Genomic DNA, 13,058 nt, shown 5'->3' on the forward strand with positions numbered 1-13,058 from the left:
ATTAACTACCTGCAAGCTTGAAGAATCGCTGTTTTTCAAAAAAGGATATTCTTTTTTAAGCGGCTTAAGCAGATAATTCAGCTTAAATTTACCCAAGAAAGGCAAATCCTTATTATTCTGATAGCGCTCATTCATCATAGCCAGCATTTGATTCCAAACAAAACGGTCATTGTCAAACATATGTTTAAGAAAGAAGGAGGAACAAGCAAAAAACTAAAAAAAGGCCGGATTCATCAATAAAGAAAAAACAGCTTAGTCAACTTGACTAGACTGTTTTTTTGGAAATTAAGGAATAAATTAATTTTAGTACCAGTTATGTGCTAACCAAAATCTCTTAGCGTTAACCCATGAACCGTAACGACCGTAAACGTATCTATCAGCAGTACGTTCTTGGTTCTTTGGTGATAAGTCACCGTGTAAGTAGCCGATGCTTAATTGGTACTTACCGTAACATGAACCGTTTCTAGCAGTGTAGCTACCGCCTGATTCACGCATTGCGATCCATCTCTTAGCTGCTTTTTCTTTTTTAGACATTTTATTCTTCTTAGCAGCTTGAACATTTTGGCTAGTAGAATCGTTAGCGAAAGTTTGTGCAACTGCAACACATGCAAAGGCAAGTGCTAATGCAGCAAAAATTTTAACTAAAGTAGATTTAACTTGTTTACTCATTGATTTCATTCCTTATTAAAACTTATTTTTAAAAAATTTATATATTTCTTAATGACTATACTTATATATTACAAGGTCTATATGACAGCAATGTTACAAAACGAAAACGTCACTCTTACAATCAGGAAGAAATTGCCTTTTTTGAGCGCTTTTACTGATATTTTGGTAAAATTTAGAGTGAATTATGCTAATAGGAGGCAAAATAAATGGCAGTTAAACGTTTTTATGAAACTTTCCACCCAGAACATTACGATTTACGCATTAACGTAAACCGTAAGAATAAGACTATTAATGGTACTTCAACGATTACTGGTGATGTAATTGAAAACCCAGTATTCATTAATCAAAAGTTTATGACCATCGACAGCGTTAAGGTTGATGGCAAGGACGTTGATTTTGAAGTAGTTGAAAAAGACGAAGCAATCAAGATTGAAACTGGCGTAACTGGCAGAGCCGTAATCGAAATTGCTTATAGCGCACCACTTACCGACACTATGATGGGTATTTACCCTTCATACTACGAATTAGAAGGCAAGAAGAAGCAAATTATCGGTACGCAATTTGAAACTACTTTTGCTCGTCAAGCATTTCCATGTGTTGATGAACCAGAAGCTAAGGCTACCTTCACCCTTGCCCTTAAGTGGGATGAAGAAGATGGTGAAGTTGCACTTGCCAACATGCCAGAAGTTGAAGTTGACCAAGATGGCTACCACCACTTTGAAGAAACTGTTCGTATGTCAAGCTACCTTGTCGCATTTGCCTTTGGTGACTTACAATCAAAGACTACTCACACTAAGGATGGCGTTTTGATTGGTGTTTACGCAACTAAGGCTCACAAACCTAAGGAATTGGACTTTGGCCTAGATATTGCTAAGCGCGCAATTGAATTTTACGAAGACTTCTACCAAACTAAATACCCACTTCCACAATCATTACAACTTGCATTACCAGACTTCTCAGCTGGTGCCATGGAAAACTGGGGTCTTGTAACTTACCGTGAAGCTTACTTACTCCTTGATCCAGACAACACTAGCTTAGAAATGAAGAAGTTAGTTGCTACAGTTATTACCCACGAATTAGCTCACCAATGGTTCGGTGACTTAGTAACCATGAAGTGGTGGGACAACTTATGGCTTAACGAAAGTTTTGCCAACATGATGGAATACTTATCAGTTGATGGTTTGGAACCTGACTGGCACATCTGGGAAATGTTCCAAACTAGTGAAGCTGCATCTGCATTGAACAGAGATGCTACTGATGGTGTTCAACCAATTCAAATGGAAATTAATGACCCAGCAGATATTGACTCAGTCTTTGACGGTGCCATCGTTTACGCTAAGGGTTCAAGAATGTTAGTCATGGTTCGTTCACTTCTTGGTGACGACGCACTTCGCAAGGGCCTTAAGTACTACTTCGACCATCACAAGTTTGGCAATGCTACTGGTGATGATCTTTGGGATGCACTTTCAACTGCAACTGATCTTGATATTGGTAAGATCATGCACTCATGGCTTAAGCAACCAGGTTACCCAGTAGTTAATGCCTTTGTTGATGAAGACGGTCACTTGAAGCTTACTCAAAAGCAATTCTTTATCGGTGAAGGTGAAGACAAGGGTAGACAATGGCAAATTCCATTGAATGCTAATTTTGACGCACCTAAGATTATGTCTGAAAAGGAAATCGACTTAGGCAACTATAAGGTACTTCGTGAAGAAGCAGGGCACCCACTTAGACTTAATGTTGGCAACAACTCACACTTCATCGTTAAGTATGATAAGACTTTGCTTGATGATATCTTGGCAGATGTTAATGAATTGGACCCAATTGACAAGTTGCAATTGCTCCAAGACTTACGTCTCTTGGCAGAAGGTAAGCAAATTTCTTACGCTTCAATTGTTCCACTTTTGGTTAAATTTGCTGATTCTAAGTCAAGTTTGGTAATTAACGCACTTTACACTACTGCAGCTAAGCTTCGTCAATTCGTTGAACCAGAATCAGATGAAGAAAAGAACTTGAAGAAACTTTATGACCTCTTATCAAAGGATCAAGTTGCACGTTTAGGCTGGGAAGTAAAGCCAGGCGAAAGCGATGAAGATGTTCAAATTCGTCCATACGAATTGAGTGCCAGCCTTTACGCTGAAAATGCAGACTCAATTAAGGCAGCTCACCAAATCTTTACTGAAAATGAAGATAACTTAGAAGCATTGAATGCAGATGTTCGTCCATACGTTTTGATTAACGAAGTAAAGAACTTTGGCAATGCTGAATTAGTTGATAAGTTAATCAAGGAATACCAAAGAACAGCTGATCCATCATACAAGGTTGACTTACGCAGCGCTGTAACCAGCACCAAAGATCCTGCAGCTATCAAGACTATTGTTGGCGACTTTGAAAATGCTGACGTAGTTAAGCCACAAGACTTACGTGGTTGGTACCGTGGTTTACTTGCTAACCATCATGGTCAACAAGCAGCTTGGGACTGGATCAGAGAAGACTGGAATTGGCTTGACAAGACTGTTGGTGGTGACATGGAATTTGCTACATTTATCACTGTTACTACAGGTGTCTTCCACACTCCAGCAAGACTTAAGGAATTCAAGGAATTCTTTGAACCAAAGATTAATGTTCCACTTCTTAGTCGTGAAATTAAGATGGATGTTAAGGTTATCGAAAGTAAGGTTAACTTGATCGAAGCTGAAAAAGATGCTGTTAATGATGCAGTTGCTAAGGCAATTGATTAGGTAATATAATTGTAAGTGTTCATGAAGAACTAAATGCAATTCATGCAGAAGAATACAAATGAGAAAAAGAGTATGCTAAACGTGACTTTAGTCATGCAAAGCGTGGGCGGTCGTATGACCGCTTTTTTTGTAAAGAAATAAGGATCTATCTGTAAATAGGATAGGTCCTTATTTTTCGTGGTATAATTATTTTTATTGCTTACCTTAGATTAAGAAGGGAGTTTTTCTTTGGGTAAACGAGATTCAAATACAGCATTCTTTGGACAGCCAAAGGGCTTGTCCACTTTATTCTTTACTGAGATGTGGGAGCGTTTCAGTTACTACGGCATGCGGGCTATCTTATTGTTCTACATGTACTACGCAGTTACCAAAGGTGGTTTGGGAATGTCTCAAACTACTGCTGCTTCAATCATGTCAATCTATGGTTCGCTTGTTTACTTATCAACGTTAGTCGGAGGCTGGCTTTCTGACAGAGTATGGGGCTCTAGAAAAACAGTCTTTTACGGCGGTGTGCTTATTATGTTGGGACACATCGTTTTAGCTTTGCCAGCTGGTGTAGCGGCGTTATACAGTTCGATCGCTTTAATTGTTGTGGGAACTGGATTGTTAAAGCCAAATGTGTCTGATATGGTTGGTGGTCTTTATTCTGTTGAAGATCGCCGTCGTGACGCCGGCTTTAGTATTTTCGTTTTCGGAATTAACTTAGGTTCCTTCATCGCTCCATGGCTTGTTCCATGGGCAGCTGAAGGCTTTGGCTTCCATATCTTTGGTAGCCAGTTGAACTTCCATGCAGGATTTTCATTAGCTGCAGTTGGTATGTTCTTTGGTTTAGTACAATATGTACTTGGCGGAAAGAAATATCTATCAACTGAAAATTTGACACCTAATGATCCTATTGATAAAGGCGATTTGCTTAACGTAATCAAGTGGGTTGTCATTATTATCGTTGCAATTGCTGCAGTTTTAGCCGTTATGGCTGGAGTAGGACAATTAAATGTTGATAATGTAATTACCTTATTAACTATCTTGGCTATTGCATTGCCAATTTACTACTTCGTAATGATGCTTCGCAGTTCAAAGGTTACTAAGATTGAACGTTCGAGAGTTAAGGCATATATTCCATTATTCTTCGCCGCAGCTATTTTCTGGGGAATAGAAGAATCAGGTTCAGTTGTTTTAGCATTATTTGCGGAACAAAGAACTGTTTTACATATCGGCGGTTGGCACTTTACTGCGGCTAACTTCCAATCTCTTAACCCATTATTTATCATGATTTTGACACCAGTATTTGTATGGCTATGGGAACACTGGAAGAAGCAGCCAACTGCACCGGGGAAATTTGCGGCAGGTCTTGTCTTTGCTGGGCTTTCATACATGTGGATGGCTCTTCCAGGTATGCTCTTTGGTACAAGTGGTAGAGTAAGTCCATTCTGGCTTGTAGGTTCATGGTTTATCGTTGAAATTGCCGAAATGTTGATTTCACCAATTGGCTTGTCAATTACAACCAAACTTGCTCCAAATGCATTCCGCTCACAGATGATGAGTATGTGGTTTATGGCCGATGCGACAGGACAAGCAATTAATGCCCAAATCGTTAAGTTTTATTCAACTAAAACAGAAGTGCCATACTTCATGGCTGTTGGTGTAGTCAGTGTAGTATTCGGGATTATTATGTTTGTTTTAATTAAGAAGATTAACGTCTTAATGGAAGGCGTACATTAGAATATGAAAAATGACGTGGGAATAATCTCACGTCATTTTTAAAATCTACGTAAATAGATGCTATAAACTACTAGTAAAATACCAAAGATTAAGAAAATAATTGCCAAACTACGTTGCCATTTAGCTTCATTAGTTTTAGTATTATCTTTTTTCGCGTTATTGTTCTTAATACTTAAACATCTTAAATATGAAATTGCCGCCATAACTAAGCAAATGATTCCGATTATTAACATAAAAACCTCTCAAAAATCTATATCTTTATGTCTAATTTTACGCAAAAAAATAATGCCATTCAAATTTGAATAGCATTATTTTTATTTTCTTAGTAAACAATTACGGCATCATTAGTAGAAACATTGTTCCATACGCTTCTAATTTCAGCAGGACGAATGTTAACACATCCATGTGAGCCGCCTTGAAGGTATGCAGTCTTACTCCAATCATTTCTCCAGCTAGCGTCGTGCAAACCACAGCCGCTTAAAGTAAATGGCATCCAGTATTGAACTTTAGATGCGTATTTAGAGCCGTCGTCATTGAAACCGCGTAAAACGCTAGGTGACTCTTTATACATGATGTACCAAACACCCTTTGGAGTTTGGTTGCCTTTTCCACCCTCTAAAGTACCAGTAACTACATCGTTTAAATGAACAACAACGCGTCCTTTGCGAACGACCCATAATTCTTGGTTTTTAATCGAAACGACAACATAATTATTCCCGATACCGTTGTTGCTCTTGCCATAACCATGAGCATAAGTACTGTAGCCATCGCCATAAATGTACTTGCTGCCATCAAGTTCTGTAGTACCATCGATAAATGCCTTTTCTATAGCAGCTTGGGCTTTCTTTACATAAACGCCCCAACCATAGCTTTCGTTAGTTACAGTGACCGTTTTGCCTTTAGCCTTATTGCCTACAGGTACCATAAATTTATAGCTCTTTTTCAACGTTTGGACTTCTTTATTGATGTCATGAAGTTTGTTAGTTAAGTTTTTGACATCAGTGAACTTATACTTACCATCCTTATAAGTAACTTCACCAATTAAGTCTTCAGCTTTTAAGGTGTATTTTTTACCAGCGATATTATAAGTTACAGAAGCGCTTTGCATCTTCTTCAGTTTTTCTTTTGCTTCGCTTAGAGCTGTAGAGTTATAAGTATATTTTTGATTATTAATCAAATCTGTATGTTGCTTGTCAAAATATTCTTTAACAGTTTGCTTATCAACAGTTTGAATATTTGCATCCCTTTCAGAAACTATTTTTTTATTTCTTAAAAAGATGACATTATCAGCTTTTTCGTTAATCTTCGCTGTAGCTTTATTAACTGTTAATTTGCCGACCATAACGCCATAGATTGTAACATTAGGATTGAAGTGAGTAGAAGCAAAGGCACGCTCACGTTGTTCGCTTTCTACCTTCTTATTGTAAAAAATTACACCACCAATAATTGCAATTATGACAATTACGCCGATAATTATTAAATAGAGATTATTTCGATTATTATGTTTTCTAAGTTCCGTTCTAGATTGCATTTTATCAAATACCCATCTCATTAGATTTTCGAATAAGTGTTTGCTTTGAAACAGTATAGCAACTATTTTTATCCTAGTAAAGTTACTATATAATACTTTTAGAATAACATACGTTATTAATTTTAACAGACTTTGAGGGAAAATATGAATAATGATCCACTTGTTTTTCAAATGAATATTGCAAAAGATAAGCCGCAGTCTTACCGTAAGGACAAAAAGAAGAGGGTTTGTCCATTTTGTGATGTAGCTAATTTAACTGATATTTATCAAAAAGAAGATGACATGATTTGGCTGAAAAATAAATATCCTACTCTGCGTGATACTAATCAGACCGTATTAATTGAATCAAGCGATCACCATGGTGATATTAGTATTTATACTAAAGAGCATAATCGTAAATTGATGCGGTTTAGCCTTGCATGTTTTGAAAAAATGGCGGCTAATAAAGATTATCAGACCGTTGTTTGGTATAAAAACTATGGTCCGCATTCAGGCGGTTCTTTGATTCACCCACACATGCAGATTGTGGGCCTTGAGCATGAAGATGGCTATAAATATATTCACCCTAATAATTTTGAAGGTGAAACGCTTTTTGATGAAAATGGGGTAGAAGTCAATATTGCCGAACACCCCGTACAAGGATATACAGAATTAAATATTAATCTTTTAACTAAGGATAGTATTGACCTATGGGCAGATTGGATTCAGAGCGGTGCTAAATACTTGCTTAATATCATGTACAATGGCAGATGTGATTCATACAATTTGTTCTTCTATCCACGCGAAGATGGTGGTGTTTGTGCTAAATATATTACCCGTTTTGAGGCTCCTCCGTATTTTGTGGGCTATAAATTATCTCAAGTAAATGATGAGATCACTTTAGACAAAGAAGCTCATCGCTTTAGAAAATTCTATGATAATGGATCGAAGATTAACTAAAAAAACTTCTCATTGCGAGAAGGTTTTTTGTTAGAATTCAGTGTGAATGATGTCGTCTTCTGGACGATGTGCTTGGATACGCAAAACTTGCCAAGCTAAATCACTTTCTGGTTCAGTAAGATTGATGATCAATTTACTGTCTTTAAAAGTAAAATCAAGATCAGTTCTGTGATCGATCCATTCAACGCGGTTAGGTTCTTGAGTTAAACCGGTAACCTCAATTTTTTCAGGGAGTGGTCGTTTTACAAAAACATATTTTTGGTAATCTGCGTGCCGATTCTCTAAAATAAAACCATTGTTGCTTTCAAGAGTGCTACTTTTGCCTTCATTTAAAGCATGACCAAATAAGTGCATCCAAGAATTAATGGTATCAAGCAACTTTTGAGTAGTATCGTCAAATTTACCGTCGGTTACAGGGATGTTAATGATAGTATTTTTGCCATTTTGACGATTAGTAACAATAGTGTCAATTACATCATCACTGTTTAAATCGACACCGTCTGCTTCGTCAGCTAGAAAAATAGTGTATTTGCTGCAAGCTTCTTTAAAATCGTCTTTTTGAGCATTGGTTATCACGGCACGTGCACCAATGTTTCTAGCAGTTTTGACTAAAAAGTCCGCATCCGCATTTCCGTTTATTTTAAAATCTAAGACAATTGCAAAATCAGGATTCATCATTTTTCCTCCTTATTAATTACTAGTTAAGTTTAACCTAAAGAAGTGAAATCTAAAAATGAAAATTATTATTGCACCCGCAAAAATTATGAAAATTGATCGTGATTCTTTTCTAGTTGAGTCTAAACCTGAATTTTTGGATAAGACTAAAGTACTGGAGAAATTTTTAAAATCGCGTTCTGAAGACCAATTAACCGAGTTATGGCATGCTAGTAAAAAGGTGACAGAGCAGAGTATCGAGCAGCTAAAGAATATGAATTTGGATGAACGATTAACGCCTGCTATTTTGGCTTTTTCAGGCATTCAATACCAATATATGGCGCCGGATTTGTTTACTCAGCCAGCGCTTGATTATATTCAAAAAAATTTGCGTATTTTATCTGGCTTTTACGGGATGCTTAGACCTTTTGATGGTGTTTGCCCATATCGTTTAGAACTTAATACCAAGATGAAAGGTTTTATTGATTATAGCTTGTACCATTTCTGGGGTGATGCTATTGCTGAAAGTCTGTTTAAAGATGATGACACAGTCATTAATCTAGCTTCCAAGCAATATATGCGGTTGGTTAAGCCGTATTTAAACGAAAATCGAAAAATGATTACCATTGATTTTCAAGAATTAAAAAATGATCAATGGAAAACTGTAGGTGTTCATGCCAAGATGGCACGCGGTGAAATGGTGCGCTTCATTGCCGAAAACCAAATAAAAAATCCCGCAGAGTTGCGAGATTTTCATGATTTTGAATTCCAATTTGTGCCCGAAGTTAGTTCATCAGATCATTATGTCTTTAGAACTAACTTTGATTTTAAACGTCGTTAAAACGCAGGCTTTAAAAATTGCGCAGTTAAATCAGCTGCCATGTCTTTGTATTCACCGCTAAATCTATGATCAGCATCAGGGATCATATGTAATTCGCTGTTTTCATAAACTTCATCGTATTTTTTAGCATATTTTGGATCAACGACTTGGTCATTAGTACCGGCAATTACGGAAACTGGTCTAGTGAAACGTTGAGATACTTCATAAATTGGTAAAACTTGTGCAGTTCTTAAGTAAAAGCCGCCAAGCTTCATCCCTAATTTATTGCCTACTAATGGCACAACTTCAGGAATATGATTTGGATCATAAGTTGCACCTTGAGTGTTACCCTTTAATGCGTCGTCTTTTAATTGAGCTGCAGGAGCTAAGAGGACTACTTTTTTTACAACATCAGGATAAAGACCTGCAAGCATTGATGCCACTACGCCACCTTGAGAATGTCCCACTAAGAAGATGTCTCGAACGTGTGGATCGGTGCGGACATAGTCCAAGATCGCCTTACCGTCGGCGATTTCGTTGCAGACAGTCATATCTTCAAATTTACCATCGCTTTCGCCGTGACCATTAAAATCAAAACGAACGCTAGCTACATTTTCATCGCGTAAATCATCGGCAATTTGTCTTAATAAATCTGTATTTCTATTAGCAGTGAAACCATGCATTAAAATAGCCATGTCATAGATTTCACCAAATGGTTCTTCACGGTCACCTACGAGAGTTAAACCGTCTCTTTCAATCGTAATGCGGGACATAAACATTCTTCTTTCTAAATTGGTCTACTATTATTGTAAACTTTTTTATAGGAAAATTAGTAGAAAAGAAATTAAGAAATTGGAAAGATTGCGTAATTACGCGTAAAATTAATTCATTGATTAAGTCATGCGAGGTATTAATGATGGAAATAGTTTTTATTCGTCATGGTCAAACAGATGTTAATAAGGATAATCGTCTTCAAGGCGCGCATGTTGATGCGGAATTAAATGATTATGGCCGCGCTTATGCTAAAAAAGCAGCAGCTAACTTCGATGAAGATGAGTTTGACGTAGTATATTCTAGTCCAATGAAGCGAGCAGTCGAGACCGCTAAAATTTTTACTAAAGATAAGAAAAAGATCAATCTTGATGATCGTTTGCTTGAATTTGACTTTGGTGACTGGGATGGCAAGAAGATGGATGATATCGTTAAGGAATATCCTGATATTGTTGATCCTTGGGGAAAGGTTAATCGCAACTATATAAGATATGCCAAGAATGGTGAAAGCTACGAAGCTTTTGACAAGCGTTGCGGTGACTTTTTAGATGAAATGTACCAAAAGTATCCTGATAAAAAGGTGCTAGTAGTAGCTCATGGTCGTTTGATTCGAATGATGGCGGCGCACTATTTAACTAATGGCGATATGGATAAAATTGATACGATGGATAATTGTGCCCTAGCAAAATTTAGCGTTAAGAAAAATATTGCACGAATGATCTTCTACAATCGGCTACTTGCTTAGTAAAAAAGCAAGCAGCTTTTTTTATGTATATTCATTGACAATGCGTCACAAAAGAATAGTATAATAGTTGATTGGTGACAAAACGTCAGTGTGTTGAAAGAGAGGATAAAAATGGTTAAAGCAACATTTAAAAATTTACCTTCCGCTAAACGCGAACGAATCGAAAAGGCTTTGTTAGAAGAGTTTAGTACATATCCTTTAGCAGATGCTAAAGTTTCTCATATTGTCAAAAAGGCAGACATTGCACGTGGTGCATTCTATAAGTATTTCGATGATTTAACAGATGCTTATGTTTATATGTATCATATTGCGATCGATACTATTCACGCTAATATGAGTCCTAATGAAAAATTTGATCCTGATCATTTTTATGATCGAGTTACTAAATTTATTGATAAGACTCAAAACAGTAAATATGAACCAATGATGAAGTTGCACATGTCGCAAAATGAATATTTAATTCCGGATAACTTCAAGATTTATTCAAGACAATTATTAAATATGAGTCCACAATTATGGAGTGCAATGGTTTTAAGTCATGAAGTAATCAATCTTTGCTTGTCAGACCCAGAAAATCAAGAGAAGAACCTTGCTCGCTACAAGAAGAGTTTATACATGATTGCAAAGGGGATGAAATAATTGTTTTTAGCACTAAAAGAAATTAAACATGAAAAGTTGCGCTATGGCTTAATCATTTTAATGATCTTTTTAATCAGTTATCTGATTTTTATGTTGTCTTCATTAGCCGTGGGATTAGCGAGTGAAAATACACAGGCAATCGATAGTTGGAGTGCTAAGAAAATTGTTTTAAATAAAAATTCCAATATTAGTTTGAGTCAATCTATTTTGACTAAAAAAGATTTAAAAGACGATGATATTGGTAAAAATGAAGCATATATTGGTCAAGTAGCGGTAGTAGTTAAATCTAAAAATCGGTCATCTGTTTCTGCGCAATTTTTAGGGATTAAGAAAGACCAATTTATTTACAAAGACCAGGACTTAGTAGCTGGTAAACGAGGAAAAGGCAAAACAGAAATTACCGTAGATTCAAGCTTAAGGGATAAAGGCTATCGTTTAGGCGATAAGATTAGTTTGAATGGTTCAGCTAGAAAGTATAAGATTGTGGGCTTCGTTAATAATGCCAAGATCAACATTGCCCCAATTATCTATGGCTCTTTTGCTACATGGAGAAAACTGCGGATGGTTGCACCAAATGTAGCTGCTGCAGCGATTGTTTCCAAAAATGCTAATTATAAATACAACTATAAAGATGCAAAAACATATCCGATTGCCACATTTATTAATAAATTGCCAGGTTATACTGCACAAAATATGACCTTTGGGTTAATGATTGGATTCTTATTTGTCATTTCTCTAATTATCATTGCAGTTTTCCTATACATTTTGACGATGCAAAAAATGCATAATTTGGCTGTAATGAGAGCACAGGGAATTCCAAGCAAGACACTAGTTGGTGCAACAGTTAGTCAATCAATTATTTTGGTCGTTGTGGGAGTGATTATCGCCTTAATATTGATGTGGGTCACAGCCGCTGTTTTACCCGCTGCGGTGCCTATGAGCTTTACCACAACTATTATGATTGCTGGTACGCTAGGGATGCTTGTAATGGGTATTATTGGTAGTTTGATTCCGATTAGATCAATTTTAAAGGTTGATCCTGCAAAGGCAATTGGTGAATAAAATGGCAGTAATTGAGTTAAAAGATGTAGAAAAGATTTATGGTAAAGGCGATGCGCAAGTTGAAGCTTTAAAAGATATTAATTTTGAAGCTGATAAGAGCGAATTGGTTTTGATTATGGGACCTTCCGGTGCCGGTAAGAGTACGTTTTTAACTATTGCCGGTTCACTGCAGAAGCCAACTTCAGGCCAAGTTATCGTTAACGGAGAAGATATTAGCAAGTTCTCTGATAAAAAAAGAAATAGTTTGCGTTTAAATGAAATAGGTTTTATTTTACAAGCCTATAATTTGGTTCCGTATTTAACTGTTCATGATCAATTTGTTTTGGTCGATAAAGTTAAAAAGGAAGATAATTTGTCTAAAGAAAATTTGGATAAATTGCTTGAGGATTTGGGTATTACTAAATTAGTTAAAAAATATCCTAATGAATTGTCAGGTGGTCAGCAGCAGCGTGTGGCAATTGCGCGGGCGCTTTATGCTAACCCAGCGATTTTGCTAGCAGATGAACCAACGGCATCTTTAGATACGCAAAATGTAGAAGAAGTTGGTAAGTTATTTAAGAAGCTGGCTAAAGAACGTGAAAAAGCAATTTTAATTGTGACGCACGACCCTCGTCTTGAAAAATATGCGGATCATATTTATGAAATGATGGATGGTAAGATGAGTCAAAAGAAGTAAAAAATGTGTCTGGGAAAAAACTAAATCCTAGGCCATAAAAAGAACGATCAAAATTCTCAAATTTGAGGTTTTGATCGTTTTTTTCTCTC

General features: G+C 36.6%; 14 protein-coding genes. 8 read left to right on the plus strand and 6 right to left on the minus strand.

Going from position 1 to position 13,058, the window contains the following annotated elements; genetic code table 11:
* The coding region (locus JEM49_RS10065; protein ID WP_201874884.1) for a helix-turn-helix domain-containing protein at positions 1 to 180 on the minus strand (180 nt) is incomplete at its 3' end.
* Between the two features lie 123 nt (positions 181 to 303).
* Complete coding sequence (locus tag JEM49_RS10070) at positions 304 to 669, minus strand: aggregation-promoting factor C-terminal-like domain-containing protein (protein ID WP_087176822.1); 366 nt, start codon at positions 667 to 669, stop codon at positions 304 to 306.
* 206 nt (positions 670 to 875) lie between these two features.
* On the opposite strand from JEM49_RS10070, the gene JEM49_RS10075 reads away from it, so the two are divergent.
* Both JEM49_RS10075 and JEM49_RS10080 read left to right on the plus strand, forming a co-directional pair.
* The gene (locus tag JEM49_RS10075; RefSeq protein WP_087176821.1) at positions 876 to 3,410 is read left to right on the plus strand and encodes a M1 family metallopeptidase; all 2,535 of its coding nucleotides are present in this window, start codon (positions 876 to 878) and stop codon (positions 3,408 to 3,410) included.
* A gap of 228 nt (positions 3,411 to 3,638) precedes the next feature.
* Positions 3,639 to 5,132 carry a peptide MFS transporter gene (locus JEM49_RS10080; RefSeq protein WP_201874885.1) on the plus strand — a complete coding sequence of 498 codons (1,494 nt, stop codon included), beginning with the start codon at positions 3,639 to 3,641 and terminating at the stop codon, positions 5,130 to 5,132.
* Positions 5,133 to 5,170: 38 nt separating this feature from the next.
* On the opposite strand, the gene JEM49_RS10085 is transcribed toward JEM49_RS10080, so the two are convergent.
* Both JEM49_RS10085 and JEM49_RS10090 read right to left on the minus strand, forming a co-directional pair.
* Complete coding sequence (locus JEM49_RS10085) at positions 5,171 to 5,365, minus strand: hypothetical protein (RefSeq protein ID WP_087176819.1); 195 nt, start codon at positions 5,363 to 5,365, stop codon at positions 5,171 to 5,173.
* An 89-nt stretch (positions 5,366 to 5,454) separates the two neighbouring features.
* Entirely contained in the window at positions 5,455 to 6,663 is a 1,209-nt protein-coding gene (locus JEM49_RS10090) for a L,D-transpeptidase family protein (RefSeq protein ID WP_087236333.1), read from the minus strand.
* Between the two features lie 144 nt (positions 6,664 to 6,807).
* Here JEM49_RS10090 and JEM49_RS10095 point away from each other — a divergent pair, with 144 nt between their 5' ends.
* Positions 6,808 to 7,602, plus strand: a complete 795-nt coding sequence (locus JEM49_RS10095; RefSeq protein WP_025005926.1) for a DUF4931 domain-containing protein — start codon at positions 6,808 to 6,810, stop codon at positions 7,600 to 7,602.
* 30 nt (positions 7,603 to 7,632) lie between these two features.
* Here the strand turns inward: JEM49_RS10095 and JEM49_RS10100 are convergent, their stop codons facing one another.
* Positions 7,633 to 8,277, minus strand: coding sequence for a hypothetical protein (locus tag JEM49_RS10100; protein ID WP_191451304.1), 645 nt, complete (start codon positions 8,275 to 8,277; stop codon positions 7,633 to 7,635).
* A gap of 58 nt (positions 8,278 to 8,335) precedes the next feature.
* Here JEM49_RS10100 and yaaA point away from each other — a divergent pair, with 58 nt between their 5' ends.
* Positions 8,336 to 9,097, plus strand: coding sequence for a peroxide stress protein YaaA (gene yaaA, locus JEM49_RS10105; RefSeq protein WP_098036402.1), 762 nt, complete (start codon positions 8,336 to 8,338; stop codon positions 9,095 to 9,097).
* On the opposite strand, the gene JEM49_RS10110 is transcribed toward yaaA, so the two are convergent.
* Positions 9,094 to 9,849, minus strand: a complete 756-nt coding sequence (locus JEM49_RS10110; protein ID WP_025005923.1) for an alpha/beta hydrolase — start codon at positions 9,847 to 9,849, stop codon at positions 9,094 to 9,096. The two genes, yaaA and JEM49_RS10110, sit on opposite strands and share 4 nt — an antisense overlap.
* 143 nt (positions 9,850 to 9,992) lie before the next feature.
* Here JEM49_RS10110 and JEM49_RS10115 point away from each other — a divergent pair, with 143 nt between their 5' ends.
* From JEM49_RS10115 to JEM49_RS10130, 4 genes are all read left to right on the plus strand, one after another.
* Entirely contained in the window at positions 9,993 to 10,592 is a 600-nt protein-coding gene (locus JEM49_RS10115; RefSeq protein ID WP_025005922.1) for a histidine phosphatase family protein, read from the plus strand.
* A gap of 111 nt (positions 10,593 to 10,703) precedes the next feature.
* Positions 10,704 to 11,231, plus strand: a complete 528-nt coding sequence (locus tag JEM49_RS10120; protein ID WP_025005921.1) for a TetR/AcrR family transcriptional regulator — start codon at positions 10,704 to 10,706, stop codon at positions 11,229 to 11,231.
* On the plus strand, positions 11,232 to 12,293 hold the full coding sequence (locus tag JEM49_RS10125) for an ABC transporter permease (RefSeq protein WP_191335681.1): 1,062 nt from the start codon (positions 11,232 to 11,234) through the stop codon (positions 12,291 to 12,293).
* Between the two features lies 1 nt (position 12,294).
* Complete coding sequence (locus JEM49_RS10130) at positions 12,295 to 12,969, plus strand: ABC transporter ATP-binding protein (RefSeq protein WP_191335682.1); 675 nt, start codon at positions 12,295 to 12,297, stop codon at positions 12,967 to 12,969.
* The last annotated feature ends 89 nt before the right edge of the window (positions 12,970 to 13,058 follow it).

The organism is Lactobacillus sp. A27, assembly GCF_016742815.1.
Classification (GTDB): Bacteria; Bacillota; Bacilli; order Lactobacillales; family Lactobacillaceae; genus Lactobacillus; species Lactobacillus gallinarum.

Excerpts from the sequence above, each read along its gene's own strand:
- JEM49_RS10070 (WP_087176822.1), bottom strand. The coding sequence starts at position 669 with ATGAGTAAACAAGTTAAATCTACTTTAGTTAAAATTTTTGCTGCATTA.
- JEM49_RS10075 (WP_087176821.1), top strand. The coding sequence starts at position 876 with ATGGCAGTTAAACGTTTTTATGAAACTTTCCACCCAGAACATTACGAT.
- JEM49_RS10085 (WP_087176819.1), bottom strand. The coding sequence starts at position 5,365 with ATGTTAATAATCGGAATCATTTGCTTAGTTATGGCGGCAATTTCATAT.
- JEM49_RS10090 (WP_087236333.1), bottom strand. The coding sequence starts at position 6,663 with ATGCAATCTAGAACGGAACTTAGAAAACATAATAATCGAAATAATCTC.
- JEM49_RS10095 (WP_025005926.1), top strand. The coding sequence starts at position 6,808 with ATGAATAATGATCCACTTGTTTTTCAAATGAATATTGCAAAAGATAAG.
- JEM49_RS10100 (WP_191451304.1), bottom strand. The coding sequence starts at position 8,277 with ATGAATCCTGATTTTGCAATTGTCTTAGATTTTAAAATAAACGGAAAT.
- yaaA (WP_098036402.1), top strand. The coding sequence starts at position 8,336 with ATGAAAATTATTATTGCACCCGCAAAAATTATGAAAATTGATCGTGAT.
- JEM49_RS10110 (WP_025005923.1), bottom strand. The coding sequence starts at position 9,849 with ATGTCCCGCATTACGATTGAAAGAGACGGTTTAACTCTCGTAGGTGAC.
- JEM49_RS10115 (WP_025005922.1), top strand. The coding sequence starts at position 9,993 with ATGGAAATAGTTTTTATTCGTCATGGTCAAACAGATGTTAATAAGGAT.
- JEM49_RS10120 (WP_025005921.1), top strand. The coding sequence starts at position 10,704 with ATGGTTAAAGCAACATTTAAAAATTTACCTTCCGCTAAACGCGAACGA.
- JEM49_RS10130 (WP_191335682.1), top strand. The coding sequence starts at position 12,295 with ATGGCAGTAATTGAGTTAAAAGATGTAGAAAAGATTTATGGTAAAGGC.